Origin of the sequence: Nonomuraea sp. NPDC001636, assembly GCF_040298265.1 — a bacterium.
In the GTDB taxonomy this organism is placed as follows: Bacteria; Actinomycetota; Actinomycetes; order Streptosporangiales; family Streptosporangiaceae; genus Nonomuraea.
The window spans coordinates 91,030-116,505 of sequence record NZ_JBEOZT010000024.1 but is presented as its reverse complement, the minus strand read 5'-3'; the positions used below and the strand labels follow the sequence as shown (position 1 = coordinate 116,505).

The 25,476-nt window shown below is 72.7% G+C and carries 26 protein-coding genes, 1 tRNA gene and 1 pseudogene; 11 read left to right on the top strand and 17 right to left on the bottom strand.

The window, feature by feature from the left end; all coding sequences use genetic code 11:
* Window positions 1-35: 35 nt before the first annotated feature.
* Entirely contained in the window at window positions 36-821 is a 786-nt protein-coding gene (locus tag ABT158_RS36170) for a helix-turn-helix domain-containing protein (protein WP_352361337.1), read from the bottom strand.
* Between the two features lie 78 nt (window positions 822-899).
* Between ABT158_RS36170 and ABT158_RS36165 the strand changes: the two genes are divergently transcribed.
* Window positions 900-1,289: a nuclear transport factor 2 family protein gene (locus tag ABT158_RS36165; RefSeq protein WP_352361335.1), complete on the top strand. Its 390-nt coding sequence runs from the start codon at window positions 900-902 to the stop codon at window positions 1,287-1,289.
* Between the two features lie 66 nt (window positions 1,290-1,355).
* On the opposite strand, the gene ABT158_RS36160 is transcribed toward ABT158_RS36165, so the two are convergent.
* The 3 genes from ABT158_RS36160 to ABT158_RS36150 are packed head-to-tail and all read right to left on the bottom strand — an operon-like array spanning window position 1,356 to window position 3,229.
* A complete protein-coding gene (locus ABT158_RS36160; protein ID WP_352361333.1) occupies window positions 1,356-2,027 on the bottom strand; it encodes a hypothetical protein in 672 nt (223 codons plus the stop codon).
* A 6-nt stretch (window positions 2,028-2,033) separates the two neighbouring features.
* Window positions 2,034-2,924, bottom strand: coding sequence for a WXG100-like domain-containing protein (locus tag ABT158_RS36155; RefSeq protein ID WP_352361331.1), 891 nt, complete (start codon window positions 2,922-2,924; stop codon window positions 2,034-2,036).
* Window positions 2,915-3,229, bottom strand: a complete 315-nt coding sequence (locus ABT158_RS36150) for a hypothetical protein (protein WP_352361330.1) — start codon at window positions 3,227-3,229, stop codon at window positions 2,915-2,917. The genes ABT158_RS36155 and ABT158_RS36150 overlap by 10 nt, the downstream gene beginning before the upstream one ends.
* 61 nt (window positions 3,230-3,290) lie before the next feature.
* On the opposite strand from ABT158_RS36150, the gene ABT158_RS36145 reads away from it, so the two are divergent.
* Both ABT158_RS36145 and ABT158_RS36140 read left to right on the top strand, forming a co-directional pair.
* Complete coding sequence (locus ABT158_RS36145; protein ID WP_352361328.1) at window positions 3,291-3,704, top strand: YbaB/EbfC family nucleoid-associated protein; 414 nt, start codon at window positions 3,291-3,293, stop codon at window positions 3,702-3,704.
* Between the two features lie 10 nt (window positions 3,705-3,714).
* Window positions 3,715-4,095 (top strand): YbaB/EbfC family nucleoid-associated protein, encoded by a 381-nt coding sequence (locus ABT158_RS36140; RefSeq protein ID WP_352361326.1) that lies wholly within the window; start codon window positions 3,715-3,717, stop codon window positions 4,093-4,095.
* Window positions 4,096-4,119: 24 nt separating this feature from the next.
* On the opposite strand, the gene ABT158_RS36135 is transcribed toward ABT158_RS36140, so the two are convergent.
* From ABT158_RS36135 to ABT158_RS36120, 4 genes are read right to left on the bottom strand one after another with little or no spacing between them, the layout of a single operon-like run.
* Window positions 4,120-6,180, bottom strand: coding sequence for an iron ABC transporter permease (locus tag ABT158_RS36135; protein ID WP_352361324.1), 2,061 nt, complete (start codon window positions 6,178-6,180; stop codon window positions 4,120-4,122).
* A complete protein-coding gene (locus tag ABT158_RS36130) occupies window positions 6,177-7,148 on the bottom strand; it encodes an ABC transporter substrate-binding protein (RefSeq protein WP_352361322.1) in 972 nt (323 codons plus the stop codon). Before ABT158_RS36130 ends, ABT158_RS36135 begins: the two co-directional genes overlap by 4 nt.
* Before the next feature lie 9 nt (window positions 7,149-7,157).
* Window positions 7,158-7,991 (bottom strand): ABC transporter ATP-binding protein, encoded by an 834-nt coding sequence (locus ABT158_RS36125; protein WP_352361320.1) that lies wholly within the window; start codon window positions 7,989-7,991, stop codon window positions 7,158-7,160.
* A 7-nt stretch (window positions 7,992-7,998) separates the two neighbouring features.
* On the bottom strand, window positions 7,999-8,892 hold the full coding sequence (locus ABT158_RS36120) for a siderophore-interacting protein (protein WP_352361318.1): 894 nt from the start codon (window positions 8,890-8,892) through the stop codon (window positions 7,999-8,001).
* Window positions 8,893-9,107: 215 nt separating this feature from the next.
* Between ABT158_RS36120 and ABT158_RS36115 the strand changes: the two genes are divergently transcribed.
* The gene (locus tag ABT158_RS36115; protein WP_352361316.1) at window positions 9,108-9,935 is read left to right on the top strand and encodes a MarR family winged helix-turn-helix transcriptional regulator; all 828 of its coding nucleotides are present in this window, start codon (window positions 9,108-9,110) and stop codon (window positions 9,933-9,935) included.
* 12 nt (window positions 9,936-9,947) lie between these two features.
* A pseudogene (locus ABT158_RS36110) lies at window positions 9,948-10,340 on the top strand (SRPBCC family protein); the annotation flags it as partial.
* 84 nt (window positions 10,341-10,424) lie between these two features.
* On the opposite strand, the gene ABT158_RS36105 reads toward ABT158_RS36110, so the two are convergent.
* Together ABT158_RS36105 and ABT158_RS36100 are read right to left on the bottom strand one after the other, a co-directional pair.
* Window positions 10,425-11,621, bottom strand: coding sequence for an alpha/beta hydrolase family protein (locus tag ABT158_RS36105; protein ID WP_352361314.1), 1,197 nt, complete (start codon window positions 11,619-11,621; stop codon window positions 10,425-10,427).
* A 116-nt stretch (window positions 11,622-11,737) separates the two neighbouring features.
* Window positions 11,738-12,583, bottom strand: a complete 846-nt coding sequence (locus ABT158_RS36100) for an SDR family NAD(P)-dependent oxidoreductase (protein ID WP_352361312.1) — start codon at window positions 12,581-12,583, stop codon at window positions 11,738-11,740.
* A gap of 124 nt (window positions 12,584-12,707) precedes the next feature.
* Between ABT158_RS36100 and ABT158_RS36095 the strand changes: the two genes are divergently transcribed.
* Window positions 12,708-13,670 carry an RNA polymerase sigma-70 factor gene (locus ABT158_RS36095; protein WP_352361455.1) on the top strand — a complete coding sequence of 321 codons (963 nt, stop codon included), beginning with the start codon at window positions 12,708-12,710 and terminating at the stop codon, window positions 13,668-13,670.
* A 70-nt stretch (window positions 13,671-13,740) separates the two neighbouring features.
* On the opposite strand, the gene ABT158_RS36090 is transcribed toward ABT158_RS36095, so the two are convergent.
* Entirely contained in the window at window positions 13,741-14,670 is a 930-nt protein-coding gene (locus ABT158_RS36090; RefSeq protein WP_352361310.1) for a carbohydrate binding domain-containing protein, read from the bottom strand.
* Window positions 14,671-14,963: 293 nt separating this feature from the next.
* Here ABT158_RS36090 and ABT158_RS36085 point away from each other — a divergent pair, with 293 nt between their 5' ends.
* Together ABT158_RS36085 and ABT158_RS36080 are read left to right on the top strand one after the other, a co-directional pair.
* A complete protein-coding gene (locus ABT158_RS36085) occupies window positions 14,964-16,115 on the top strand; it encodes a sensor histidine kinase (protein WP_352361308.1) in 1,152 nt (383 codons plus the stop codon).
* Window positions 16,112-16,828: a response regulator gene (locus tag ABT158_RS36080; RefSeq protein ID WP_352361306.1), complete on the top strand. Its 717-nt coding sequence runs from the start codon at window positions 16,112-16,114 to the stop codon at window positions 16,826-16,828. The genes ABT158_RS36085 and ABT158_RS36080 overlap by 4 nt, the downstream gene beginning before the upstream one ends.
* Here the strand turns inward: ABT158_RS36080 and ABT158_RS36075 are convergent.
* A complete protein-coding gene (locus ABT158_RS36075; RefSeq protein ID WP_352361304.1) occupies window positions 16,793-17,917 on the bottom strand; it encodes an alpha/beta hydrolase family protein in 1,125 nt (374 codons plus the stop codon). The genes ABT158_RS36080 and ABT158_RS36075 overlap by 36 nt on opposite strands.
* Before the next feature lie 460 nt (window positions 17,918-18,377).
* A tRNA-Val gene (locus ABT158_RS36070) sits at window positions 18,378-18,449 on the bottom strand.
* A gap of 451 nt (window positions 18,450-18,900) precedes the next feature.
* On the opposite strand from ABT158_RS36070, the gene ABT158_RS36065 reads away from it, so the two are divergent.
* On the top strand, window positions 18,901-19,317 hold the full coding sequence (locus ABT158_RS36065; RefSeq protein WP_020547189.1) for an SsgA family sporulation/cell division regulator: 417 nt from the start codon (window positions 18,901-18,903) through the stop codon (window positions 19,315-19,317).
* A gap of 59 nt (window positions 19,318-19,376) precedes the next feature.
* On the opposite strand, the gene ABT158_RS36060 is transcribed toward ABT158_RS36065, so the two are convergent.
* Window positions 19,377-20,006 (bottom strand): DUF305 domain-containing protein, encoded by a 630-nt coding sequence (locus ABT158_RS36060; protein WP_352361302.1) that lies wholly within the window; start codon window positions 20,004-20,006, stop codon window positions 19,377-19,379.
* Window positions 20,007-20,088: 82 nt separating this feature from the next.
* Here ABT158_RS36060 and ABT158_RS36055 point away from each other — a divergent pair, with 82 nt between their 5' ends.
* Window positions 20,089-21,474, top strand: coding sequence for an LVIVD repeat-containing protein (locus ABT158_RS36055; RefSeq protein ID WP_502911597.1), 1,386 nt, complete (start codon window positions 20,089-20,091; stop codon window positions 21,472-21,474).
* A gap of 47 nt (window positions 21,475-21,521) precedes the next feature.
* Here the strand turns inward: ABT158_RS36055 and ABT158_RS36050 are convergent, their stop codons facing one another.
* The 3 genes from ABT158_RS36050 to ABT158_RS36040 are packed head-to-tail and all read right to left on the bottom strand — an operon-like array spanning window position 21,522 to window position 24,255.
* Window positions 21,522-22,352, bottom strand: a complete 831-nt coding sequence (locus tag ABT158_RS36050; RefSeq protein WP_352361301.1) for an aminotransferase class IV — start codon at window positions 22,350-22,352, stop codon at window positions 21,522-21,524.
* A complete protein-coding gene (locus tag ABT158_RS36045) occupies window positions 22,349-23,299 on the bottom strand; it encodes a chorismate-binding protein (RefSeq protein WP_352361299.1) in 951 nt (316 codons plus the stop codon). The genes ABT158_RS36050 and ABT158_RS36045 overlap by 4 nt, the downstream gene beginning before the upstream one ends.
* Window positions 23,300-23,328: 29 nt before the next feature.
* Window positions 23,329-24,255 carry a LysR family transcriptional regulator gene (locus ABT158_RS36040; protein ID WP_352361297.1) on the bottom strand — a complete coding sequence of 309 codons (927 nt, stop codon included), beginning with the start codon at window positions 24,253-24,255 and terminating at the stop codon, window positions 23,329-23,331.
* A gap of 21 nt (window positions 24,256-24,276) precedes the next feature.
* On the opposite strand from ABT158_RS36040, the gene ABT158_RS36035 reads away from it, so the two are divergent.
* On the top strand, window positions 24,277-25,470 hold the full coding sequence (locus ABT158_RS36035) for a Rid family hydrolase (protein ID WP_352361295.1): 1,194 nt from the start codon (window positions 24,277-24,279) through the stop codon (window positions 25,468-25,470).
* Window positions 25,471-25,476 lie beyond the last annotated feature (6 nt).

Here is a 25,476-nt window from a genome sequence, read left to right as displayed (position 1 = left end):
CACCCGGTCCGTACCGGGAGAACCCGCCCACGCGGTCACTCCCCCGCCAGCACCTCCGCGCCGAACTTCACGAAATAGGCGGCGGTCTCGGCGTCGGCCGGGTAGTACGACTCGATCGAGATCTCGTCTAGCGTGATGTCCATCGGGGTGCCGAAGGTGGTGGTGGTCGAGAACAGCCGCAGTTCGGCGTCGCCGAACCGGAAGATCATCGGGACGGTGACCTCCGACCCGGCCGACCGGCCCGCCTCCTCGAAGCCCGGCGCGAGCAGCTCCTCGTAGATCGCCTGCAGCTCGGCGTCGGGGGCGACGGCGAGCTGACGTGAGATCCGGGCCCGGAGCACCGCGCGCACCTCGGGCAGGTTGACGATCCGGGGAGCGAGCCCGCCGCGCTCCAGCCCCAGCCGGACGATGTTGACCGGCGCACGCAGCAGGTCGGGCGCGACGTCCACGAGGAACGGGTCGATGGCGCGGTTGCTCATCACGATGTTCCACCGGCGGTCGAGGACCACCGCCGGGTACGGCTCGTGGGCGCGCAGCACCCGCGCGATCGCCTCCCCGGCCGTCGACAGCGCGTCCCCGGTGAGCGGCTGCTCGGCGTACCGGGGGGCGAAACCGGCGGCGAGCAGCAGCCGGTTTCGCTCCCGCAGCGGTACGTCGAGCTGGCCGGCCAGCCGCAGGATCATCTCGGCGCTCGGGTTGGACTTGCCGGTCTCCACCAGGCTCACGTGCCGGGCCGAGACGCCGGCGGCGATCGCGAGATCGAGCTGGCTGAGCCGCCGGCGGTGCCGCCATTGCCGCAACATGTCCCCGACAGTCCGCATGGCCGCCGAGACTACTGGACGTCGGCCATGAAATCCCTTTTCATCGACATCCCCGGCAGGGCTGGCCAGAGTGTCCCCATGACGACCGACAACAAGGCAATCGTGCAGCGCGCGCTGACGGAACTGATCGGGACGGGCGACGTCGACGCGCTCGCGCCCCTGCTGAGCGACGACTTCCGCCACCACCGGCCCGGTTCGGCGGCCTCGACCAAGACGGAATGGCTCGGCGCCGTGCGTGCCGCGCTCGTCCCGCTGGCCGGCATGCGCGTGGAGATCGACCACGTGCTGGCCGACGGCGACCACGTCGTGATGCACTCGCGCCGCCAGGCGCCGGACGGCGGCCCGGAGATCGTGGTCGTGGACATCTGGCGCCTGGACGGCGGCCGCATCGCCGAGGCGTGGGAGATCATCGAACCGCTGTCCCAGGCCGCCGCCAACCTGACCTGGTGGGACCCGCCCGCCCGCTGACGTGTCGCCTTCAATGGCTCCTGGTCCTGCTGCCGCTTCTCCTCGACGGCCGGTGAGGCGGGCGCGCTAGCCCTCAAGCCGCATGAGCTGCCACTGCGCGAACGAGCTGACCTCCTCGTCCTGCACCCTGGCGGCAAGACGCAGCAGCGCCGCGTCGTCCTCGGCCATGCGCGTCGCGATCGCCGCGGCGAACAGGCGGGCCACCGGGTCGTCGCCCTCCAGCGCGGCGACGACCTCGCCCGGGTCGGGGTCCTCGGTGTCGGCGGCGACCAGCCCGGCCGCGAGCCGTCCGACCTCGGGGTCGGCCAGCCGGGACAGCCCCGCCATGAGCTGTTCGGTCGAGGCCATCGCCAGGAAGTGCAGGACCTTCCACCGGATGGCGGTGTCGGAGGTCCGGCTCAGGGCGAGGGTCTGGGCGATGACGCCGGCGTGCCGCTCGTCCGCGGCGAGCAGCACGAACTCGACGGCGAAGAACCGCACCTGGGTCCGCGGATGGGCCAGCAGGGCGGGGACCTCGTCCAGCAGCGGCTCGGCCGGCTCACCCAGCTCCGACAGCAGCCAGGCGCCGGTCTGCACGGCGTCGTCGTCGCCGCTGCGCAGCAGGACGCGCAGGTTCTCGACGGGATAACCGTCGAACAGCTCGTTGAGCAGGTCGTTGGCGGCCTGGCCGCGGGCCTCGTCGTCGGCGGGGCGGGCGAGGATGCGCGCCATCAGGTCGTCGCCCGTCTGTGTCTGCATGTGGTGCTATTTCCCCTCGTTGGCCTTGCGCTCAAGGTCGCTCAGGAGCTTCTGCTCCTGCTCCAGCCGGGCGGCGTGCCCGGAGTCCTTGCCGAGCTTGGCCTCGTTCATCTTCCGGGTGAGGATGCTGTCCTTGACCTCGGCCGCCGCCTGCCTGGCCTGCTCGGGTGTCATCTTGCTGACGTCGTTGCTGTTGGGCAACCTGCCGTGCATCCGCTGCGCGCTGGGGTCGAAGCTCGCCGAGGCGTTCGGGTCGTAGCCGCCGCCCTTCCCGCCCTTCCCGCCCTTCCCGCCCTTGCCGCCGCCCCTGCGCCGCATCTGGAGCATGCCGTCGCGGGCGTGCGGCCGCTTCTCCATCTCCTTCATGATGCGGCGCATGGTCTCGGTCACCCGGCCGCTCAGCACCGGGGCCAGGCCCCTGGCAGTGCCCTCGGCGCCTTCGAGCGCCACCTTGCCCACGGCGTGGCGGGTCATCTGCATGCGGGCGAGGGCGATCATGCCGCCCGCGGCGCCGCCGAACAGCAGCGCCTGGGTGGCGGCGGTCAGTCCGTACGCGGCCTGCGTGCCCACGGCCAGCTTGACCGCGCTGACCACGTTCGCGGTGCCGTCGAGGACGGCCGGCGCGACCTTCGCCGCCGAGGCGGCCTGGGAGATGTGGCCGCCGCCGTCGCCGACCTGGTTCCAGTGGCCGGCCAGGTGCGTGGCCGAGTCGCCCTGGTAGGACTGCCCCGCGTTGCGGACCGACTCGTCGGCCGCCGCGCCCTGGGCCGACGACGCGGCGAGGACGACCCGCCAGTCGTCGGCCTCAAGACGCCACTCGTCCTCGTTGTCGTTCGGCCAGGGAAAACCGATGAGGTTGAGGAATCCCGCCACGTGCGGGTCGAGCGTCACCGCCATGCGGGGCTCTCGAAGCTCTCGACGGTGGCGCTCTCCGCCGCCCGGGTGTTCCGCGCCACCATGCGCAGCCCTTCGCCGGTCTCGGCGATCTGCCCGCCGATCCCGGTCAGCGCGTCGAGCGAGGTCTGCAGGCATTCGTTGTAGGTGGCGATGATGGTGGCGAACAGCCCCTCGCCGCCGAAGGTCCGGGCGCCGCTCCCCCGCTGCCGCAGCCGCGTCACCGCGGCGTCGTAGTTCGCCCCATGGCCGGTGACGTACGCGCCGTCACGACCCACCGCCCCCGCGGCGATCTCAAATCCCGTCATGCCCAGAAAGCATATCCAGTCAATTCCGGCACAGACGTTTACCTCTACACTGAACGTTCACGTGACTGACCGCCGGGGGTTCGACATGCGTTCACCTGCTCCTGAGGACGACGCCGAGTACCTGCACCAGTACGTCGCCCAGAGCCGCCGCGCCATCCGGGCGCTGCACGACGCGCGGGCGTCCATCGGCCGGGTGGAGGGCCGCGCGGAGAGCGACGACGGGCTGGTCGAGGCGTCCGCCGACGGCCACGGCGTCCTCACCCGCCTGCGCATCGACCCGCGGGCGCTGCGCCTGGACGCGGCCGCGCTCGGCAGGAGGACCGCCGAGGTGCTGCGGGCCGCGCAGGACGACGCCGCGCGGCAGGCGCGGGAGATCGCCGACGGGGTCCGGGACGCCACCGCCGCCGTGCCCGCGCCTCTGGACGAGACCTTCGTACGCGCGCGGGTCGAGCAGGCGATCAACGACCTTTACTAGGAGGCGAAGCGTGTTCGGGCCGGAGATCGACCCCGCCAACATCAGCGAACGCGAGCTGGACGAGGCCGCCCGCCGGGGCGAGCGCATGCTGGCCTGGCTGGAGTCGGCGCAGGAGGAGTTGCGGGCCGTCATCGGCACCGGCGAGGGGCCGTCGGGCCACGTGCAGGTGACCGTCGACGCCGACGGACGCGTCCTCGACGTCCGCTACGACCAGCGCGCCCTGCGGCTGGGCGGCCAGGACCTGGCCGAGGAGACGCTCGCGGCGGTACGGGCGGCGTCCGCCGACGTTCAGCGGCGCACCCACGACCTCATGCGCGAGGCCGTCCCCGGCTACGACCCCGACCGCACCCAGGCCGAGCTGGAACGGCTGCTCGGCGCCGACTGGGCGTGACCTTCCCGGGCGCGCCAGGGAAGGTCACTGAGCGGCCGCCCGGCCCCCGGCGCGCGAGCGCCAGAGCAGCCACACGAAGTACGGCGTGCCGAGCAGCGAGGTGACCAGCCCGGCCGGCACCTGGGCGGGCGCGATCACCGTCCGGCCCAGCGTGTCGGCCAGGCTGACCAGCACCGCCCCGAGCACCGCCGCCGCGGGCAGGAGCCGCACGTGCCTGCCGCCGACGAGCGCGCGGGCGGCGTGCGGGGCGACGAGCCCGACGAACCCCACCACGCCGACGGCCGAGACCGCGGTGGAGGTGACGAGCACGGCGCCGCCCAGCGCGAGCAGCCGCACGGGTTCCAGCGGCACCCCGAGCACCCGGGGCGTGTCCTCGTCGAGCGCGAGCAGGTCGAGGTCGCGCCGCAGCCACAGCGCGAGCGGCAGGAAGAGCGCGAGCGCCACGGCGACCGGCAGCAGCTGGGCCGGGACCCGCCCGTAGGTGGAGCCGGAGAGCCAGGTGAGCGCCTTGGCGGTGTTCCACGGGTCGGACTTGACGATGATCAGCACGGTGACCGCGTTGAACAGCGCGTGCGCGCCGACGCCCATGAGCACGAGCCGGTCGGAGCTGAGCCCGCCGCGCCAGGCCAGCAGGTGGACCAGGGCGAAGGCGGCGAGCGCGCCGACCCCGGCCGCGCCGGACACCGCGGCGATCCCGGCCATGGGCACGAGGGTGAGCGTCGCGACGGCCGCCGCGCCGGCGCCCGCGGTGATGCCGAGCACGCCCGGCTCGGCCAGCGGGTTGCGGGAGACGGCCTGGACGGCCGCGCCGGACACGGCGAGCGCCGCACCGGCCAGGACCGCCGCGGCGACGCGCGGCCAGCGCTGGTCGAGCACGTACGTCAGCGCCCTGCCGGTCCTGCCCCGCAGCCAGTTGGCGACGTCGCCGAGCAGCAACCAGGTGTCGCCGCCGAGCAGGCCCAGCACGGCGGCGACGACCAGCAGCGCCGTACCGGACAGCAGGAGCACCGCGAAGGCGGCGCGGCCGGGGCCGGCGGTGCGGACGGTCGGCGGCCGCCGGGCCGGGCCGGCGTCGCGGTGCCGGCGGGCCAGCCACATGAGCACGCCCGCGCCCAGCATCGCGGTCACCACGCCCGGCGGCACGTCCACCCCCGCCTGCGCGCCGAGCACGAACCGCAGCGCGATGTCGGCGGCCAGCAGGACGACCACCCCGGCCAGCGCCGAGAGCGGCACCAGGACGCGATGCCGGCTCAGCCCCGGCAGCCGCCGCGCCAGCAGGCGGACGACGACCGGCGCGCACAGCCCGACGAAGCCCACGGGCCCGGCCACGGTGACCGCGGCGGCCGAGAGCAGGACGGCGAGCACGACGACGGTCAGCCGCAGCCGCCGGACGTCGACGCCCAGCACCGAGGCGGTGTCGTCGCCCAGGCCGAGGATGTCCAGGCGGGAGCCGAGGGCGACGGCCGCCCCGACCGCCACCACGATCACCGGGGCCATCTGGGTGACGCCGCCGAGGTCGCTCTGCACCAGCGAGCCGCTGCCCCAGGCGAACAGGCCGGTGTTCTCCTCCTGGAAGAGGATCATGAGCAGGGTGGTCACCGACTGCAGGGCCAGCGCGGTCGCGGAGCCGGCCAGGATCAGCCGGGTGGTGCCGGTCCTGCCGCCCGCCGACAGGGCGAGCACCAGGGCGGCCGCGGCCAGGCCGCCGAGGAAGGACAGGCCGCCGGACAGGAAGGCCGGCAGGCTCAGCCCGAAGGTGGCGGCCAGCACGACCGCCAGGTACGCGCCGTTGCTGACGGCGAGGGTGTCGGGCGAGGCCAGCGGGTTGCGCGCGACCGACTGCAGCAGCGCGCCCGCCGCGCCGAGCGCGACGCCGACGCTGACCGCCGCCAGCAGCCGCGGCAGCCGGGAGGCGACCAGCACGTTCATCGCCTGCTCGTCGAGGGCGAACAGGTCGGTGTCGGAGGTGCCCTGCGTCAGGTGCAGCGCGGCGAGGGCCGCGATGACGGCCAGGGTGACGAGGAAGGCCCCCGCGACGCCGAGCCTGCGCGGCGGCGCCGCGGGGGCCTCGACTGCGGTGATCACCCGGCGTAGGCCTTCACCAGGGCGTCGGCGTACTGCCGGCACGACAGGGGGCCGCCGAAGGTCCAGATGCCGTCGGGCAGTCTGGTGATCTGGTTCCGCCTGACGAAGCTCAGCGACTTCCACAGGGAGTTGCCCGCCAGGCCGGCGAAGACGTCCACGCCGTCGGAGGCGTTGTAGAAGAAGCGCAGGTTCTCGTCCTTGACCGCGGTCATGCCCTCGACGTCGGTGCTGCCGAGACCCCACTGCGCGTCGACCCGGCCGGTCCAGGCGTTGGCGAGGCCGAGCCGCTCGGCCACGTCGGAGACTAGGGAGCCCTTGCCGAACGGACGGATGGAGATCTTGCTGCCGTCCTTCCAGCCGTCGGCCATCATGAACTTCTGCCCGGCCGAGCCGGAGGCGGCGATCCTGGCTTTGCCATCGGCCATGGCGGCGTCGAAGTCGGCCATCACCTTGGTGGCCTGCTCCGTCCTGCCGACGGCGGTGGCGAGCAGGGTGAGGTCGGCGCGCATGCGGGTGAGGTTCGCGGCGGCGTCGCTGCCCTTGGCGACGATGACCGGGGCGATCTTCTCCAGCTGGCCGATGAGGGCGGAGTCGTCGGACTCCATGACGACGAGGTCCGGCTCAAGGGCGGCGATGGAGTCGACGCTGGGCTCCTGGCGGGTGCCGACGTCCTTGACGGAGGCGTCGAGCGGGGCCGCGGTGACCCAGGTGCCGTAGCCCTTGACGTCGGCCGCGCCGACCGGCTGGACCCCGAGTGCGACCAGCATCTCGACCTCCCCCCATTCCAGGCCGACGACGCGGGTCGCGGGGCGGTCGAGGGTGACCTGCTTGCCGCGGGCGTCGGTCACGGTGATCGGGGCCGCAGCGCCCGCCGACGGCTCCCGGGCCGCGGGGGCGGCGGGGGGCTCCGTCGTGCCGCAGGCGGTCAGCAGCAGCATGGCGGCCATGACCGCCGGGAGGGAACGCATGGGGATCTTTCAGCCTTTCGTCGCCAGGTGGCGGCCCAGCGGCCTGGTGCGGACCAGTCCGGTGAGCGGATCGATCGTGGCCTCGACGCGGATGCCGTAGGCCGCGGTGAGCAGGTCCTCGGTGAGCACCTCGGACGGCGCGCCGTCGGCGCGGACCCGGCCGCCCTGGAGCAGCACGACCCGGTCGGCGATCTCGGCGGCCTGGTTGAGGTCGTGCAGGACGACGCCGACGGCCACACCGTGCCGGTCGGCCAGGTCGCGCACGAGTTCGAGCAGCTCGACCTGGTAGCGCAGGTCGAGGAAGGTGGTGGGCTCGTCGAGCAGGAGCACGCCGGCGTCCTGGGCCAGGCAGGTGGCCAGCCACACGCGCTGCATCTCGCCGCCGGACAGCTCGTCCACGGCGCGTCCGGCCATCGCGCGCACGCCGGTCAGCTCCATGGCGTGCTCGACCGCCGCCTCGCCGCCGGGGTCGCCCGCGCGCCAGCGGCCGCGGTGGGGGTGGCGGCCGTAGCCGACCACGTCCTTGACGCGGACGCCGGTCGGGGTGGGACGGCTCTGCGCCAGCAGCGTCACCCGGCGGGCGAAGTCGCGGGCGGACAGGGCCAGGGCGTCGGCGCCGCCGGCCAGCCGGACCTCGCCGGAGTCGGGGCGGTGCAGCCGGGCCAGGGCGCGCAGCAGGGTGGACTTGCCGCTGCCGTTCGGCCCGACCAGGGCGGTGACGGCGCCGGTGGCCAGGCTGATGCAGGCCCCGTCGACGACGGGACGGCCCGCGTAGCCCAGACACAGGTCAGTGCCGGTGAGCGCGGGGCCGGAGGGGCCCGGGAGCAGGGGGTCGGTCGTCATGGCGGGCTCAGGCGTCCTCGGAGCGGCCCTGACGCCAGTAGCCCATGAAGGCCACGGCCTTGCGGTCCATGCCGCGCTCGGAGACCAGGTGCCGGCGCAGCCGCTTGATCACGGCCGCCTCGCCGGCCAGCCAGGCGTAGCAGTGGCCGTCGCCGGTCTCGGGGATCTCCCACAGGATCTCGGCGTCGACGTCGATCTCCTCGGGCTCGGCGCCCGCCGCGCCCGAGGGGAGGAGCCTGGCGGCGGCCTCCGCGACGGCGGGCTCCAGGCGGGCGCCCCATGGGGCGTCGCCGCGGGCGAGCCAGGTGACCCGCACCCCCGGCGCGCCGGCGACCGGGAGGAAGTCCTCCTCGTGCGGCACCTCCAGCAGGGCCTCGCCGGTGACATGGGCGGGCAGGCGCTCCAGGATGCCGACGATCGCCGGGACGGCGGTCTCGTCACCGGCGAGCAGCACGGTGCCGAAGCCGGCGGGCGGCCGGAACTCCAGGCCGCCGTGGAAGCCGTCGTAGCGGCCGTTCGGGCCGAAGATCGCCGCCGCCGAGCCCGGCTCGCAGGCGGCGATCCAGCGGGCGGCCGGCCCGGCGGGCCCGGCGCAGTCGTCGTGCAGGACGACGTCGATGTCGACCTCGGCTGCCTCCGGGCGGACCGCGCGGACGGTGTAGGTGCGCAGCGGGTTGCGCTCGTCGCCCTGGGCGTACCACTGCTTGAACCAGTCGGCTCCGCGCGGGAAGCGCGTGACGCCCGCGCCCGGGGTCGGCAGGACCAGCTTGACGCGCTGGTCGTACCCGTTGTCCGCGAACTCGTGCAGGTCATCCCCGGTGAAGGTGACGCGGAGGAACGACGGGCTCAGCCGCCGCAGGCCCTGAACCCGGACGTCGAAGGCACGAAAAGGGTCAACCACCACAGAGCTCCTTAGTTAGGTTAGGCTAACCTACATTGAATCCTCCGATCAGGAAACCCGCCTCCGAGAGCCGTCGCCTTTACAACGTAGATCACAATCAGCGTGGAAAATTATCGCCGGAGTTGTCGGATCCGGGCCGCGTCGTTCGTAGCCAGGGTGAACAGTCGCCCACGAGGGGCTGTCACGACCAGCACGACCGAGGGAGACGCCGACCGATGCAGCACCACCCGCAGGCCAGGATCCACCGCATGTTCGAGCTCATCGAGCCGATCGCCACCGCCACCTTCTCCGAGGTGGCCAACGAGGCGTTCCTGGCCGTCGGCATGCGCAACTACTGGGACGGCTACTTCGCCGGCCGCGCCGCACCGCTGGGCCTGGCGCCGGCCGAGGTGGTCCACGCGGTCTTCTACAACTTCGCCGACGGCGAGGTGGCCCGCCACATCCCCTGGGTGTGGGGGAAGATCACCCCGCAGGAGGCGATCACCGTGCGCGAACAGGGCAGCACCGCCGCCCTGCGGCAGATGATCGGAGAGCTCGCCGGCTCCCCCGGTCTGGCGCGGGCCGCCGACCTCGCCACCCGCGCGGCGCTCAGCGCCCCGGCCGAGGGCCGGCCCCTGTACGCCGGGCTGCGCGCGCTCGACGTGCCCGAGGAGCCGGTGGCCAGGCTCTGGCACGCGGCGACGCTGCTGCGGGAGCACCGCGGCGACGGCCACAACGCCGCCCTTGTCGCCCACGGCATCGGCGGCACCGAGGCCCACGTCCTCATGGCCGTCTCCCTCGGGATGCGGGCGGAGGAGTTCGGCCGGATCCACCACCTGCCCAAGGCCCGGCTGGCCGCCGTGGTCGACGGGCTGCGCGACCGCGGCCTCGTGGACGCCGCCGGCGGGTTCACCGACGCGGGCCGCGAGACCAAGCGGCGGATCGAGGCGCTCACCGACGAACTGGCCGCGCCGGCGTACGACGTGCTCAGCGCGGACGAGCTCGACGAGCTGGCCGCGGAGCTCGAACCGATCGCCGCCGCGGCGTCGGCGTCCGACCACTGAAAGGACCGGGCCATGACCAGCTCTGCGGACTACCGGACGACCATGCGGGTGAACGCCGCTCCCGACGCCCTCTTCGACGCGCTCACCACCGTCACCGGGCTCGCGGCATGGTGGAACCCGGCGACCGGGTCCGGCACGACCGGCGGCGAGCTCCGGTTCCTTATGAACGCCCCCGAGCCGCTCGTGATCCACGTCGAGGAGGCGACCCGGCCGGCGTCGGTGCGCTGGACCGTCGTCGCCTGCCCCTTCCTGCCCGACTGGATCGGCACACGGCCCACGTTCACCGTCACCCCGGCCGACGGCGGCACGTCCGAGCTCGTCTTCCGCCACCGGGGCCTGAGCCGGGACCTGGACTGCTTCGGCATGTGCAGCCGCAGCTGGCGGCACTACATGACGAGTCTGCGCGACTACCTGGAGGCCGGGGGCGGAAGCCCGTTCGGCAGCCCCGCGGACCGGGCGCGCCGGCGAGCGCAGGCGGCCGGCCCGGCCTCAGGGGTTCTGGAAGGCCACTTCCGGGTCGGCGGCGGACGGGCCGTCCAGCAGGGGCTGCTGCTCGCCGCGGAGGTGCCGGCCGAAGAAGGCGCCGACGTACGACGTGGTGATCTCGCCTGACCGCTTGCCCGACAGGGGCGCGGCAGGGTCGACGATCCCGCCCTGGGCGCCCAGGATGGGCAGGTCGATGAAGGTGAAGTGGCCGGAGTCGGCCACGGTGAGCCAGCGCTTCCAGCCGTCCAGGCGGGGCCAGTCCCGGGTCCAGGTGGTGTCGGCGGCGCCGGGTGAGTGCTGGACCTTGGTGCCGAGCATGAGGAACGGCCGCCCGCCGAGGCCGGAGACCGCGACCGGGGCGAAGAACGAGCCGTCCAGGTTCACCCCGGCGCGGACCCGCCGGTCGGCGGCCATGACACTGGCCGCCGCGTTGCCGCCGAGCGAGTGCCCCGCGGCGCCGATCCGGCGCGGGTCGATCATCTGCCAGTGCCGCCAGGCGGGCGCGGACCGTGCGGGGCGGGTCAGCCGGTCGATCACGAAGGACAGGTCGGCTGCCCGGCCGACCGCGGCCTTGGCCATCAGCGCCTTCTCCGCCTCGTCGGAGGGGGCGCTCTCCACCGTCTCGCACGCGACGCAGGTCAGGGTACGGCCGCCGGGGAAGGTCGTGCCGAACGACTCGTAGGCGTGATCGACGAGGGCGACGACGTACCCCTTGGAGGCGAGGTCCTCGGCGAGCGTGGTCAGGGTGGCCCGGTTGAGGGTGAACCCCGGGGAGAGCACCACGAGGGGGTGCCGGCCGCCGACGGGACGGGCGTTCAGGTGGGCGTTGGTGGTGACGTCGGCGAGCTGCTCGGGCTTGAAGACGGTGTCGAGCCGCTGCCCCTTGAGGAGCAGCCGGGCCTCGTCCACGGTCATGTAGGGCGCGGCGCTCCCGCCGGTGCGCGCCGGGAAGTACACCGAGACCATCAGCTCGCGCGCGGCTGCCGGCACCCACGGGTCGCGGCGGTCGGCGTCGACGAGATGCAGGGTGTCGCGGCCCACTTCGTACTGGCCGGTGGGCTGCGGGATCGCGACGCGCACGTCGGAGGCGCCCGCGGTGGAGACAGCGGCGGCGGCGGGCGCCGCCGCCGCGGCCGCCGCCGGGAGGGCCAGGGTCAGGGCGAGGAGGAGGGGGGCGGGGTTACGGCGAGTTCTGATCATGCACAGAACTGTAGAAATGACGCCACCACCCCCCACATGCCCGAAAGGCAGGCGCGGACCCTTACTTTTGTCAGGGGTCAGGACATTTTTGTCAGGGGTCAGACCGAGCGGGCCGGTCACCCGGCTTGGAGCGGGCCGTGCGCCTCGATCGAGAGGTCCTGCCAGTCGGCCCAGGTCTTGAGCCGGTCGGCGTAGGCCTGCTGGATCAGCGGGTGGAAGCCCTTGCCGAACAGCACCCGCAGCGGCGGGCCGGCCGAGTCGACGAGCTTCAGGAGCGCCTGCGCCGCGGCGGCCGGGTCTCCCGCGGGCATCTTCCCCGCCATCGCACCGAGGCGCTCGCGGAGACCGTCGTAGGCCGGGTCGGTCGTGGCCATGTGGCCGTTGGCGAGCGGGTCGGGGTTGTTGCCGTTCCGGGTGGCGAAGCCGCCGGGCTCGACGATGGTCACCTTGACGCCGAACTCGGCGACCTCGCCGGCGAGCGCCTCGTTCAGGCCCTCCAGGGCCCACTTGGAGGCGTGGTAGGCGCCGCCGAGCGGCATGGCGATGACCCCGGCGGCCGAGGACAGCTGGATGATGTGCCCCGAGCGCTGCTCGCGCAGGTACGGCAGCGCGGCCTGGACCACCCACACCGCGCCGAACAGGTTGGTCTCCAGCTGGTCGCGCAGGTCCTGCTCGGTCAGCTCCTCGACCGCGCCGATCTGGGCGTAGCCGGCGTTGTTCACGATGACGTCGAGCCGGCCGAAGTGCTCCTTCGCCCGCCGCACGCTCTCGAAGACCGCGGCCCTGTCGGTCACGTCCGTCTCCAGCGGGAGCACCGCGTCGCCATGGACGTCGACCAGTTCCTTCAGGCTCGCGGTGCTCCGGGCGGTGGCGGCGACCCGGTCACCGCGCGACAGGGCGGCCGTCACGAAGTGGCGGCCCAGGCCGCGGGACGAGCCGGTGACGAACCAGACCTTCTGCATGCTGTGCTCCTTTCAGCTGTTACACCCCCTGGACGAGACAGCCCCGCACGGATGTGAGCTCAGCCGAGTGTGACCTGCGACACTTTGTCGCCTTTGTCCGGCCGTGGTGATACCAATGGTCGGCGTGACCCGCACCGAGGAGTTCCAGGAGCTACGGCCGCTGCTGTTCGCGATCGCCTACCGGATCCTGGGCAGCGTGAGCGAAGCCGAGGACGCCGTCCAGGAGACCTGGCTGCGCTACGAGGGCGCCGCGGCCCGGCCCGAGTCGCCCAAGGCGTTCCTGTCGGCGACGGTGACCCGGATCTCTATCGACGTGCTGCGCTCGGCCCGCGTCCGGCGCGAGACCTACGTCGGGCCGTGGTTCCCCGAACCGCTGCTGACCGACCCCTACCAGGACCCGGAGCGGTCGGCGGAGCTGGCCGACTCGGTGTCGATGGCGGCGCTGATCCTGCTGGAGCGGCTGAGCCCGCTGGAGCGCGCGGTCTTCGTGCTGCGCGAGGTGTTCGCCTTCAGCTACCGGGAGATCGCCGCCGCCGTGGAGCGGTCGGAGGCGGCCTGCCGCCAGCTCGCGGTGCAGGCGCGCCGCCACATGGACGCGGGCCGCCCCCGCTTCCAGGCCGATCGCCGGTCGCGGGACCAGCTCGCCGGGCGGTTCTTCGGCGCGCTCAGGGAGGGGGACGTCGAGGGGCTGCGGGAACTGCTGGCCGCCGACGTCCGGCTGGTCAACGACGGCGGCGGCAAGATCGGCAGTACGCTGCCCGTCCTCGGCCTCGCGAAGGTGGCCCGGGTGCTGTCCGTCGCCGTCGCGCCGTTCGGCCGGATCGGCGCGGTGCTGGAGGCGCACGAGGTGAACGGCCAGCCGGGCGCGATCATCCGCGACCGCGCCGGCCGGATCGTCAGCATCTGGACGCTCGACATCCTGGACGGACGCATCCAGACCATCCGCTCGATCGTCAACCCCGACAAGCTCCGGCATCTCGGCCCCATCGCCGACGCCCACGCGGTGATCCGCGAGAAGAAGCAGCAGGCACGCGCGGCGGCGCGGGGCGGTGTGCCGGTCACCGGCGTGCCGGACGAGCCTCGGTGACCGGCGGCCCGCCGGCGCAGCGGTCCGCCGGGGCTCGCGCCACGACGGCCGGACCGCCGCGGCCGGCGTTCTAGTCGGTGAGCAGGATGTCGTCCAGGCACAGCGTGTACGGCGCGTCCGCGCCGCCCACCTGGAACAACACCTGGGCCTCCTGGTCCGAGGTCCTGGCGGTGCTCTGGTAGGCGTAGGTCCTGGACCCGGTGCCGACCTCGGGGTAGCCGTCCACGATCGGGGCGGGCTTCGCGCCGCTGTCCTGGAGCACCGACCTGATCTTCACCGGCCGCGTCGCCGACGCCTTGAAGCTCAGCCGGTACGTCCTCCCGGCCTCCACGGCGATGCCGCTCTGCCCGACCATCGCGGCCCACACGTTGTCACCGCCCGCGGGGACCTGGGCGCACAGCCGCCCGCCCGTCACTTCGATCGGCGTGTTCTTGGACGCCCACCAGCCCTTGACCCCGTTGTCCAGCGAGCCGTTCACCACACTCTGGTGCACGGGCACGAGAGAGACGTTGTCCAGGCACAACGTGTACGGCGCGTCCGCACCGCCCACCTGGAACAACACCTGAGCTGCCGAGTCCGACACCTTGGCCGTGGCCGCGTAGGTGAACTTCTTGGAGCCGCCGCCGACCTCGGGGTAGCCGTCCACGATCGCGGCGGGCTTCGTGCCGCCGCCCTGGACCAGCGACCTGATCCTCGTCGTCTTCGTGGCGGTCGCCTCGAAGCTCAACTGGTAGGTCTGGCCGGCCCGGACCTCGATGCCGCTCTGCCCGACCATCGCGGCCCACACGTTGTCACCCCCCGCGGGCACCTCGGCGCACAGCCGCCCGCCCGTCACCTTGATCGGCGTGTTCTTGGACGCCCACCAGCCCTTGACCCCGTTGTCCAGCGAGCCGTTCACCACGGCGTCGCCGGCGGGCGCAGCGGCGTACGCGGGCGTGGCCGCCGCGGCCATCGCCACGAAGGCGCCCGCGGCGATGAGACGCATCGGAAGAGATTTCATGATCGTGGATCTTAGGGGGCCGACATCAGCGTCAACCTAGAGCCAATTCCCGGTCATTCGATTGGGCCAAGTCGCCGCGGGCGGCCGTCCCGACCTGGCGCTCGCACCACCGGAGCGTCAGTGCCGCCGGGCGCAGCGTGCATCATCGGCTGCTCCGGAAGCTCCGGGCCCGGCGGCGAAGCTCGGTCGAACTCACCGACGACACCGCGGAGCACGTACGACATGCCCGCACCCCCAGCTTCATGATCCACATCGCGCACGCCGTCGTGGCCCGGTCCGTCTAGGGTGGGCGCATGGCCGAACGGCGTCTGTTGATCGCACGCAGGCTGCGGCCGGGACACTGGGTCGCCGTCGACGTGTTCGCGGCCGTCGCCCTGAGCGCCGGGTTCTCGGTGGCGGCGGTGCTGGCGCCCGAGTCCGCCCGGGTGCCGCCGTTCGTGGCCGTGCCGGTGATCGCGCTGGCCTGCCTGCCGACGGCGGTCCGGCGCCGGTGGCCGGTGCCGGTGTGCGCGGCGGTCCTGGTGGCGGCGGTGATCGCACCGTTCGCCGGGTGGCAGGAGGCGTTCGTGCCCTTGGCCGTCGCCCTGCACGCGGTGGCGCTGCTGCGGGCGCGCCGCACGGCGGTGACGGCGCTGGTGGCCGCGCTCGCGGTGACCGCCGCCGGCGCCGCGATCGGCGCCCCCTCCTGGACGGAGGCGGCCTCGGCGTGCGCGTTCGCCTGGCTGCTGCTCGGCCTGGCCTGGACGATCGGGCTCGCCGTACGGGAGCAGCGCGCGTACGCCGCCCAGGCCGTCGCACGGACGGCGCAGGCCGCGGCGACGGCGGAACGGCTGCGGGTGGCTCGTGAGGTGCACGACGTCGTCGCCCACAGCATGGGCCTGATCTCCATGCGGGCCGGCATCGCCAACCACGTCGCCGCCACGCACCCCGAGGAGGCCGGGGAGGCGTTGTCGATCATCGAGCAGACCAGCCGCAAGGCGCTCACGGACCTGCGCGGCCTGCTGGGCCTGCTCCGCGACACCCCGGAAGAGCGGGACGACGGCGCGCCGCGCATGGTGGACACGCTGCGCGAGCTGGTCGCGGCGATCCCGGACGGTGACGTGCGGGTGGAGCTCGACGTCGAGCCCGGCCTCGCGCTCGGCGGCGAGGCGGCCCTGGTCGTCCATCGCCTCGTGCAGGAGTCGCTGACCAACGTGCTCAGACACGCCGGCCCGGCCCGGTGCCGGGTGACCGTCGTCACCCGGGCGCGGCGCGAAGTCGTGGTCGAGATCGTCGACGACGGTCGCGGGGGTGCGCCGCGTGCGGGCGGTCACGGGCTGGCCGGGCTGGAAGAGCGGGTCGTCCTGCACGGCGGGACGTTCTCGGCGGGACCGGAGCCCGGCGGCGGCTTCGCCGTCCGCGCGAGACTGCCCTTGCCAAGCGCTTCCGGGGAGGACGACAGGTGAGCACGTTCACGGTACTGATCGCCGACGACCAGGCGTTGCTGCGCGCGGGCCTGCGCAGGCTGATCGACACCGCCCCCGGCCTGACCACCGCCGGCGAGGCCGGCACCGGGCAGCAGGCCGTGGACCTGGCCCGCGACCTGCGGCCCGACCTGGTGCTCATGGACGTCCGCATGCCCGGCCTCGACGGGATCAGGGCCACCGAGCTGATCCGGGCCGACCCGGCGACCGCCGGGACGCGGGTGCTGATGCTGACCACGTTCGATCTCGACGAGTACGTCTACGGGGCGTTGCGCGCCGGAGCCAGCGGATTCCTGCTCAAGGACACCGGCCCCGGCGACCTGCTGGAGGCGCTGCGCATCGTCGGGGAAGGGCAGGCGCTGCTGGCCCCGTCGGTCACCACGCGGCTGATCGCGGAGTTCGCCCGGCGTGAGCCCGCCGCGATCCCGGCCCGGCTGGCGACCGGCCTGGCCCAGGTGTCCGGACGGGAGCGGGAGGTGCTCGTGCTGGTGGCCCGGGGGCTGACCAACCCGCAGATCGCCGAGCGGCTCGGCATCGGGCAGGCGACGGTCAAGACCCATGTCCGCAGCCTGCTGGCCAAGCTCGCCGCGCACGACCGGGCGCAGCTCGTCATCGCCGCCTACGAGGGCGGCGTGGTCACGGCCGGCGGGCGGGCGCCGTCAGCGGCGGTAGGAGACCTCGGGGAAGGCGGCTGACGGGCCCCGCAGCAACGCCTGCGGACGGCCGCGCAACGTCTGCTCGAAGAAGGCCAGCGGGTAGGCGCGCTGGAAGGCCAGCGCCCGCTCGGCCGGGATCGTGCCGACGACCTCCTCCAGCTGCTCCTTCCCCAGCCCCAGCGGCCCGGCCGACAGGGGGATGAGCAGGACGTCGTCGCCGAAGGAGTTGTGCGCCGCCCCCTTGAGCGTCACGTTGAGCCGCCATCCCCGCAACCCGTCCCAGAAGGCACGCAGTGTCGGATTGGTGGCCATGCCGCCCTTCCCGTCGGTGTCGACCACCATGTACGGCCGGTCCAGGCCGGACTTCGCCACCTTGCCGAACACGGCGCCGTCCAGGCCGAGCCCGGCCTTGATCCGCGGGTCGGCGTACATGGCGGAGGAGGTGGCCGCGCCGCCGAGCGAATGCCCGAACATCCCGATCCGCGCGCGGTCGAAGAGCGGCTTCCCGGCACGGCCGGGCACCTTCTCCTCCAGGGCAGGCAGGCTGTCCAGGACGAAACGCACGTCGGCCACCCGGACGTCGACCGCCTTGGCGAAGTCGGTCACCTCGGGCCCCGCCTCCACCCGTCCGCCGGGGAACTCCACGACCGCCGCGTCATAGGGGTGATCGACGGTGACCACCGCGTATCCCCTGCTGGCCAGCTCCTCGGCGACGCCGGTCCCGTAGGCGCGCGAGGCGTTGGCGCCTGGCGAGTACAGGACGACCGGCAGCTCGCCCAGGCTCGTGTCGGCGGGCGCGCCCTCGTGGCCGTCGGTCCTGTCCAGCAGCACCGAGCCCGGCTCCAGGTCGTTCATCTTCAGGTACCGGTCCGCCGCCGCCCTCGGCATCCAGGGGGCGACCGGGTGGGACTGCACGTCCCGGGCCGGGTACCACAGGCTGACCATCAGCTCCCGCCTCCTGCCGGAGCCGTTCCAGGGATCCGGGCGGGACTGATCCACCAGGTGGACCGAGACGGTGCCCACCGGATGCGGGCCCGTCGGCTTCGGGACGGTCAGGCGCTGCGGCGGGGCGGAGCCGCAGCCGGCCAGCGTGAGAGCCAGGACGGTGATGATGAGTGCACGTTTCACCCACTTCACGGTGCCAAGCGCGCACGTCCGCCGCCTCTGGCGTGAGGAGGACCCCCGGCTCAACCCAGGAGGGTAGAGCCCGACGAACCTCGTCTTCAGGGATGACGCCCCGCCGACTCCCTGCTGGGCGGGCCTGTGCAGCAGCCACTTCACGGGGCTCGTGCCCGTCGCCGCCCGCAGGTCGCGGTGAAGGCCGCGGCCGCTCATGCCGGCATGAACAGCCGGCTCCTCGACGGCGAGCGGACGATCGAGCCTCTCCAGTGCCCGGTGCAGCCGGGCGCGATCCCGTCGTCACTCACCTCGACGTCGCGTTCCACGACCTGAGCCTGGCCGCGGATCACCATCAACGGCGAACAGCCGACAGATTGAGATCCAAGCGCGACGGCCCCCGGATTGGCCCCCGAAATGCGAGAAGGGGCTTCGGATGATCTCCGAAACCCCTCCACCTGCACCTAACGAGTGGGCGATACTGGGATCGAACCAGTGACCTCTTCGGTGTGAACGAAGCGCTCTCCCGCTGAGCTAATCGCCCGCCCTGTCGGCGCCTTGCGGTGCTGACGGGGAAAACCATACCGCACTCTCGGGGTGGTGGCGAAACGGAGCGGTCGCGGGGCGATCTTCGGGGGCCCCTGGCGCGAGGGATTCGAGCGAAAGGCGGCGGTTGCCCATCGGCGTGGTGGGTCGGTGTCATACCATCGACGTGTCCCGGAAGACACCGATCGCGATCTTTTCGGTAGAAACGTTCTTGGTCGAGCCCGTCGGGGCAGGCTCTACAACAGCAAAACCCTCGCAAATACGACCCGATTGATGCCGTTTAGCCAGGTAGATGCCTAAATGTCCAGCTGTGATGTGCGTTACAGAAGGCCCTTGAGGCGGAATCTTTCCTACAGGTTTCTTCGTTCCGCGTCATAGCTCAGGACGAAGTCCGTCAGAGCAGTGAAAGCCCCGAAGAGGGGACCTACGACGAAAAGGTTTGGCTGACGATGAACAGCACCACCGTCTCCGCCGAGCTTGGCCTTCGGCTAGTGGTCCCCGACCGTACTACCGTCCCCCTGCTCGCCGGACTGAGCTACACAGCCGACGATCCGTATGCCATCCGCATGGCCTTCCACGTAGGGAACGACGAGCCGGTCGAGTGGATCTTTGCTCGTGAACTGCTGACCGTAGGCATCGTGCGGCGGGTCGGCGACGGCGACGTGCAGGTATGGCCCGCACGCGCCGATGGCGAGCGCACCCTGCACATCAGCCTCACCTCGCCGTTCGGGCAGGCGCTCTTCGAAGTGCCGCTGGCCCCCCTCACGGAGTTCCTCCACCGGACGTACGAGAAGGTGCCCGCGGGGCGCGAGACCGACTTCATGGACCTGGACGCCGAGCTCACCAACATGCTCTGGCCGTCCTGAACCGTCACACCCGAGGCCCCGGCGTCCACCCCGACGCCGGGGCCTCGGCATGTGCGGCGTCAGGACGGGAGGGACGGGAGGGACGGGAGGGTGGCCGCGGCCTGGCGCATGCGTTCGATCTCGATGCTCTGGCCGGAGTAGACGTCCCTGGCCAGCAGGCGCATGCGGTAGTCGCGGCCGCCGGCCAGCTCCTCCCCCGCCATCTTCACCGCGCCCTGGTGGTGCCGGGTCATCAGGCGCAGGAACAGCTGGTCGAACGCGGCCCCCTTGGCCCCTCGCAGGGCGTTCAGCTGCTGCTCGGTGGCCATGCCGTAGCCGGCCGCCGCGCCGTGGTCGTGGCCGGCGGGTGCCGGGCGGCCGAGTTCGGCGAGCCAGACGGTCATGGACCTGATCTCGGGGGTCTGGGCGGCGGTGATCGAGCGGGCGAGCGCGCGGACGACCGGGGTGGTCGTACGGGCCTCGACCAGGGAGGTCATCTCCAGCGCCTGCCGGTGGTGCGGGATCATCGCCTCGGCGAAGCGCACGTCGGCGGCGAGGGTGGGGGCCGGGCTCGGTCCGACGCGTTCCCCGGGGGTGGCCGTCCGGGCTGGGGCTCCGGGGTCGGCGGGCACCAGGACGGGGGCGTCCGTCCCGACGACCGGGATGACCGGGGCAGGCGGCTGAGAACAGGCCGAAAGCGCAAATGTCATCACAACTGTGATGGAGATCGTACGCGGCCACCAACGTGCTGGCATAACTTCCATAGTGGGCCACGAGCGATAAAGGGGACGCGTGTTGATCTTCGCCAAGTTGCGCGGAGCGGTGTTGTGTGCGGCGTTGTTGCTGACTTCGGCGGCGTGCGCGGCGGAACCGCCGCCGGCCGGTGATCCGCGGCCGGCCTCCTCGAAGGAGAGCGGCACGGCGTCGGGCACGGCCTCAGGCACGGGCGAGGTGCTGACCAGCGCCAACGTCAAGCACGTGGCGAACGTCCCGCGCTCCGGCCCGTTCGCCGGGGACGACAACTTCAACACCGACCTGGCCTTTCAGGGCGATTACGCGTTCGTCGGGAACTTCGCCGGGTTCACGATCTATGACATCAGCGACCCGGCCAAGCCCAAGACGGTGAGCCAGGTGTCCTGCCCGGCGCAGCAGAACGACGTCAGCGTGCACGGCGACCTGCTGATCCTCTCGGTCGACGAGCCACGCGGCAGCGCGGGCTGCGACTCCAACGAGGAGACCCGCAACTGGGAGGGTCTGCGCCTGTTCGACATCAGCGACAAGAAGCGCCCGCGCTACGTCGGCGCGGTGCTGACGGACTGCGGCTCCCACACCCACACCATGGTCCCCACCGACGACAAGCTCTACGTCTACGTCTCCTCCCCCGGCCCCGAGCCGGACTCGCGGACCTGCTCGCCGCCGCACCAGAACATCCAGATCGTGGAGATCCCGCTGGACGACCCCAAGTCCGCCAAGGTCGTGGCACAGCCGAACATCTTCCCCCAGGAGCAGAACACCGAGATGTTCGCCGGCTGCCACGACATCACCGCCTACCCGGAGAAGAAGCTCGCCGCGGCGGCCTGCTTCGGCGACGGCGTGCTGCTCGACATCTCCGACCCGGTCAATCCACGGGTGATCCAGCAGATCCGCGACACCGAGAACTTCCAGATCTGGCACTCGGCGACGTTCAACAACGACGCGACGAAGGTCGTCTTCGGAGACGAGCTGGGCGGCGGCAGCCAGGCCACCTGCGACGCCGGCACGCCGCGCACCAAGGGCGCCGACGCCGTGTACGACCTGGTGAACGGCAAGCTGGAGCGCCGGGGCTACTTCAAGATCCCGCGCAACCAGGAGCCGGACGAGAACTGCGTGGCCCACAACGGCTCGCTGATCCCGGTGAAGGGCAAGGACGTCATGGTCCAGTCGTGGTACCAGGGCGGGGTGTCGATCTGGGACTTCACCGACTCGGCCAACCCCAGGGAGATCGGCTTCTTCGAGCGGCGTCCGTACCCGGAGGGCGGCATCGCCGGCTCGTGGTCGGCCTACTACTACAACGGCTACATCTACTCCAGCGACATGCGCGAGGGCCTGGACGTGCTGCGCATCGACGACCCGATCACCGATCCGGCCAAGCAGGTGAAGATGGACGAGTTCAACGTCCAGACGCAGAAGTCGTACTGAGGGACGAAGGGACAGGGCCCCGGAGGCGGGGCCCTGTCGGGGGCGGGTCAGGGGTTGAGGTCGGCGGCGGCGCGCTCGGCGAAGATCCGCATGGCCTTGGCGGTGATCGGGCCGGGCGCGGTGGGCAGCTCGGTCCGGTCGACCAGCCTGATCGGCTGGATGTCGCGGGTGGTGGAGGTGAGGAACGCCTCCTCGGCCTCGTACAGGGCCTGCAGCGGGACGTCGGTCTCCTCGCCGCCGCACCATTCGAGCACCAGCGCGCGGGTGACGCCGGCCAGGCAGCCGGAGGCGAGCGTGGGGGTGATCAGGCGGCCGTCGCGGACGATGAAGATGTTGGAGCCGGTGCCCTCGCACAGGTCGCCCGCGAGGTTGCCGAAGATCGCCTCCCCGGCGCCCTGGTTCTTGGCGTGCAGCAGGGCCTTGGCGTTGTCGCCGTAGGAGGTGCTCTTGACGCCGGACAGCGCGCCGCGCTCGTTGCGCGGCCAGGGGACGACGGCCACGTCGGCGGTCTCGGGGAACGGCTTCTGCTCGTCGACGATGATGATCGACGTGGTGCCCTGGTTGCCCCGGTCGGAGCCGAGCGGGCCGGGGCCGCTGGTGTAGGTGATGCGGATGCGGCCGAGCGGCCAGGCGGGGGCGGCCGCCAGCAGCTTGCCGACGCCTTCGGCGATGGCCTCGACGTCGGGCTCGGGCAGGTCCATGCGCTGGGCCGAGAGGGTGAGCCGGTCGAGGTGCCGGGTGAGCGCGAACGACTCGCCGTCGACGATCTTGATCGTCTCGAAGACGCCGTCGCCGACCATGAGCCCGTGGTCGAACACGGAGACGGTGGCCTGCGCGGGGTCGATCAGTTCCCCGTTGACCCAGACAGGGATGTTCATGCGTTTCCTCCTGAGGATGCCAGTGAGATGAGCCTGGACGCCTTCAGCTCGGTCTCGGACCATTCACGCGCGGGGTCGCTGCCCCACGTGATGCCCGCGCCGGTGCCGAAGCGGATCTCGCCTGCTGAGATCCAGAATGTTCTGATGCCCACGGCCAGCGCCGCCCTGCCCCGGTCGGCGTCGACCCAGCCCACGGCACCACAGTAGGGCCCCCGGGGGACCGGTTCGAGCTCATTGATGATGCGCAGAGCGGACGACTTGGGCGCGCCCGTGACAGACCCGGGCGGGAAAGTGGCGGCGAACAGCTCCGGCCAGCCCGCTCCGGGCGCGAGCCTGGCCCGCACGGTGGAGACGAGGTGGACGAGACCCGGATGCTCCTCGACCGCGCACAGGGAGGGCACCTCGACCGAGCCGACCGCCGCGACCCGGCCCAGGTCGTTGCGGACCAGGTCGACGATCATGACGTTCTCGGCGTAGTCCTTCTCCAGCAGGTCGGCGGCGGTGACGCCGGTGCCCTTGATGGGGCCGGACTCCACGACGTCGCCCTCGCGCGACAGGTAGAGCTCCGGCGAGGCCGACACCACGCTCAGCCCGGGCACGTCGACGACGGCGGCGTACGGGGCCGGGTTGCCCTCGGCCAGCCGCGCGGCCAGCGCCAGCGGATCGGCGCCGGGCGGGACGGGTGCGGACAGGACGCGGCAGAGGTTGGCCTGGTAGACCTCGCCCCGCTCGATGTGGTCGCGGATCGCGCGCACGCCGCGTTCGTAGGCGGCCCGGTCGAGCGAGGTACGCCACTGGCCCGGATGTGGACCGTGCCAAGGGCTCCTGGGCGAGGGCAGCGCGGACGGGCGCACGCGGTCGAAGCGGGCGCAGGTCGCCTTGCCCTCGTAGTCGACGACAACGGCCCACCAGCCCGCGCCGTCGAGGGCGGCGAGGTCGGTCGTCACGTCGCGGAGTCCGGTGGCGAGATGACCGTTTAAGTGGGCGAAACCGTCGTACACATCTCCCATTGTCCCAGCATCTCGACCAGTTCCAGCGCGGAGGGCAGGGGAATCTCGGGAAGGGCCGCGTACACCGTGCGGACGGGGGTGGCCGCGCGCAGCGCCTTGAGCACCAGGTTCGGCGGCACCGCCCGCGCGGCCAGCTCGGGCACCAGCGTCACGCCGAACCCGGCGGCGACGAACCCGAACTTGCCCGACCATTCGGCCACCCGCAGCCCGCCGCGCGGCGTGAACCCGGCGGCGGCGCACGCGGCCACCAGCGGCGTCGGCTGCCCGCGCGGCGCGGCCTCGATCCAGCTCTCCTCGGCCAGGTCGCGCAGGTCCACGTCGGGCTCGGCGGCCAGCGGGTGGCCGGCGGGCAGCGCGACGAGCAGCCGGTCCTGGCAGAGCCGGACGAGCCGGACGAGCCGGGCGTCCTCGGCGGGCAGCCCGGCCGGATAGTCGCTGATCACGGCCACGTCGAGCGCCCCGGCGTGCAGGCGGTCCATCAGCCGCGAGGTCAGCGCCTCCGTCATGCGCAGCTCGACGCCGGGATGGGCGGCCAGGAAGCGCTTCAGCGTGGAGGGCATGAGGTCGACGTTGGCGGTGGCGAACGCGCCCACGCGCAGCGTGCCGCCGCGGCCGGCGTGGATGGCGGCCAGTTCCTCGCCGGCGCGGGCCAGCCGGTCGAGCACGGCGACGGCGTGCCGGTGCAGGGCCGTGCCGGCGGGGGTCAGGCGCACGCCGCGGGCCAGGCGTACGAACAGGGGGCCGCCGCCGGCCCGTTCCAGCGCGGCGATGCGCCGGGAGACCGCCGACTGGGTGTAGCCGAGCAGCTCGGCGGCGGCGGTGAAGGAACCGCTCCTGGCCACCTCGTCGAAGAGGCGGAGGGCTTGGAGGTCGAAGGCATTCGTCTCATGCATGGCTGCCATGCAATCTAGTCGGTGGTGGAATACCTCGCATCCCGGTTGACTGTTCCCGTGATTGCATTTCTCGGACAGGGACGCATGGGCGTCCCCATGGCTCGGCGACTCGTGGAGGCCGGGCACAAGGTGACGACGTGGCGGCGCGGGACCGGTGTGACGGCCGCCGAGGCGGTGGAGGGCGCGGAGCTGGTGATCAGCATGCTCAGCGATCCGGCGGCGGTGCGCGAGGTGCTGACGGCCGCGCTGCCCGGTCTGCGGCCCGGCGCGACGGTGGTGGAGATGTCCACGATCGGCCCGGAGGCGGTGCGCGAGCTGCGGGAGCTGCTGCCCGCGTCGGTCACGCTGGTGGACGCGCCGGTGCTGGGCAGCGTGGGCCCGGCGGCGGACGGCTCGCTGGTGGTGCTGGCCGGCGGTGACGTGTCGGGCTGCCGCGAGGTGCTGTCGGTCTTCGGCGGCGTGCGCGAGACCGGGCCGCTGGGGTCCGGCGCGGCGATGAAGATCGCCGTCATGAGCGCGATCGTGCCCGCGCAGGTGCTGGTCGCCGAGACGCTGGCGTACGGGGCGGCGCACGGCGTGGACCGGGACGCGCTGCTCGACGTGCTGGCCGGCACGCCGCTCGGCCAGGTCGCCGAACGGCTGCGCACGCCCGCCGCCGAGACCCGGTACTCGCTCGGCCTGGCCGCCAAGGACCTGGAGCTGGCGGCGTGGGAGGGCGCGTCGATGGCCACGGCCGCCCGGCGACGCCTGCAGGAGGCGCGAGCGGCCGGGCTCGGCGAACGCGACCTGACGGCGGTGGCCGAGCACGTCGGCGGGGCTCCGCCCGCGCGCGCGGTGCCGCTGAACCTGTCCACGATCCCGGCCACGAACGGCGCGTACTCGCACGCCGTCCGGGTCGGCGACATGCTCTACGTCTCCGGCCAGGCCGCCTTCGACGAGCAGGGGCACGTGGTCGCCCCCGGCTCGCTGAAGGACCAGGCCGAGCACATCTTCGCGGTCACCACGCGCATCCTGGCCGACCAGGGCGCGACCTGGCAGGACGTCGCCTTCATCCGCACCTACCTGACGGACATGGACGACATCCTCCAGCTCAGGGACGTGCGCAGCCGGTACGTCACCGGCACTCGCCCGGCCAGCACGACCGTCGAGGTGTCGAAGCTGTTCCGGCCGGGGCTGGTGATGGAGATGGACCTGATCGTCGCCCTCCCCCGCTGAGCGGGA

Bases quoted from the DNA above. Each gene is read 5' to 3' on its own strand.
- ABT158_RS36170 (WP_352361337.1), bottom strand. From the start codon at position 821: ATGCGGACTGTCGGGGACATGTTGCGGCAATGGCGGCACCGCCGGCGG.
- ABT158_RS36165 (WP_352361335.1), top strand. From the start codon at position 900: ATGACGACCGACAACAAGGCAATCGTGCAGCGCGCGCTGACGGAACTG.
- ABT158_RS36160 (WP_352361333.1), bottom strand. From the start codon at position 2,027: ATGCAGACACAGACGGGCGACGACCTGATGGCGCGCATCCTCGCCCGC.
- ABT158_RS36155 (WP_352361331.1), bottom strand. From the start codon at position 2,924: ATGGCGGTGACGCTCGACCCGCACGTGGCGGGATTCCTCAACCTCATC.
- ABT158_RS36150 (WP_352361330.1), bottom strand. From the start codon at position 3,229: ATGACGGGATTTGAGATCGCCGCGGGGGCGGTGGGTCGTGACGGCGCG.
- ABT158_RS36130 (WP_352361322.1), bottom strand. From the start codon at position 7,148: ATGCGTTCCCTCCCGGCGGTCATGGCCGCCATGCTGCTGCTGACCGCC.
- ABT158_RS36125 (WP_352361320.1), bottom strand. From the start codon at position 7,991: ATGACGACCGACCCCCTGCTCCCGGGCCCCTCCGGCCCCGCGCTCACC.
- ABT158_RS36115 (WP_352361316.1), top strand. From the start codon at position 9,108: ATGCAGCACCACCCGCAGGCCAGGATCCACCGCATGTTCGAGCTCATC.
- ABT158_RS36105 (WP_352361314.1), bottom strand. From the start codon at position 11,621: ATGATCAGAACTCGCCGTAACCCCGCCCCCCTCCTCCTCGCCCTGACC.
- ABT158_RS36100 (WP_352361312.1), bottom strand. From the start codon at position 12,583: ATGCAGAAGGTCTGGTTCGTCACCGGCTCGTCCCGCGGCCTGGGCCGC.
- ABT158_RS36090 (WP_352361310.1), bottom strand. From the start codon at position 14,670: ATGAAATCTCTTCCGATGCGTCTCATCGCCGCGGGCGCCTTCGTGGCG.
- ABT158_RS36085 (WP_352361308.1), top strand. From the start codon at position 14,964: ATGGCCGAACGGCGTCTGTTGATCGCACGCAGGCTGCGGCCGGGACAC.
- ABT158_RS36065 (WP_020547189.1), top strand. From the start codon at position 18,901: ATGAACAGCACCACCGTCTCCGCCGAGCTTGGCCTTCGGCTAGTGGTC.
- ABT158_RS36060 (WP_352361302.1), bottom strand. From the start codon at position 20,006: ATGACATTTGCGCTTTCGGCCTGTTCTCAGCCGCCTGCCCCGGTCATC.
- ABT158_RS36050 (WP_352361301.1), bottom strand. From the start codon at position 22,352: ATGAACATCCCTGTCTGGGTCAACGGGGAACTGATCGACCCCGCGCAG.
- ABT158_RS36040 (WP_352361297.1), bottom strand. From the start codon at position 24,255: ATGCATGAGACGAATGCCTTCGACCTCCAAGCCCTCCGCCTCTTCGAC.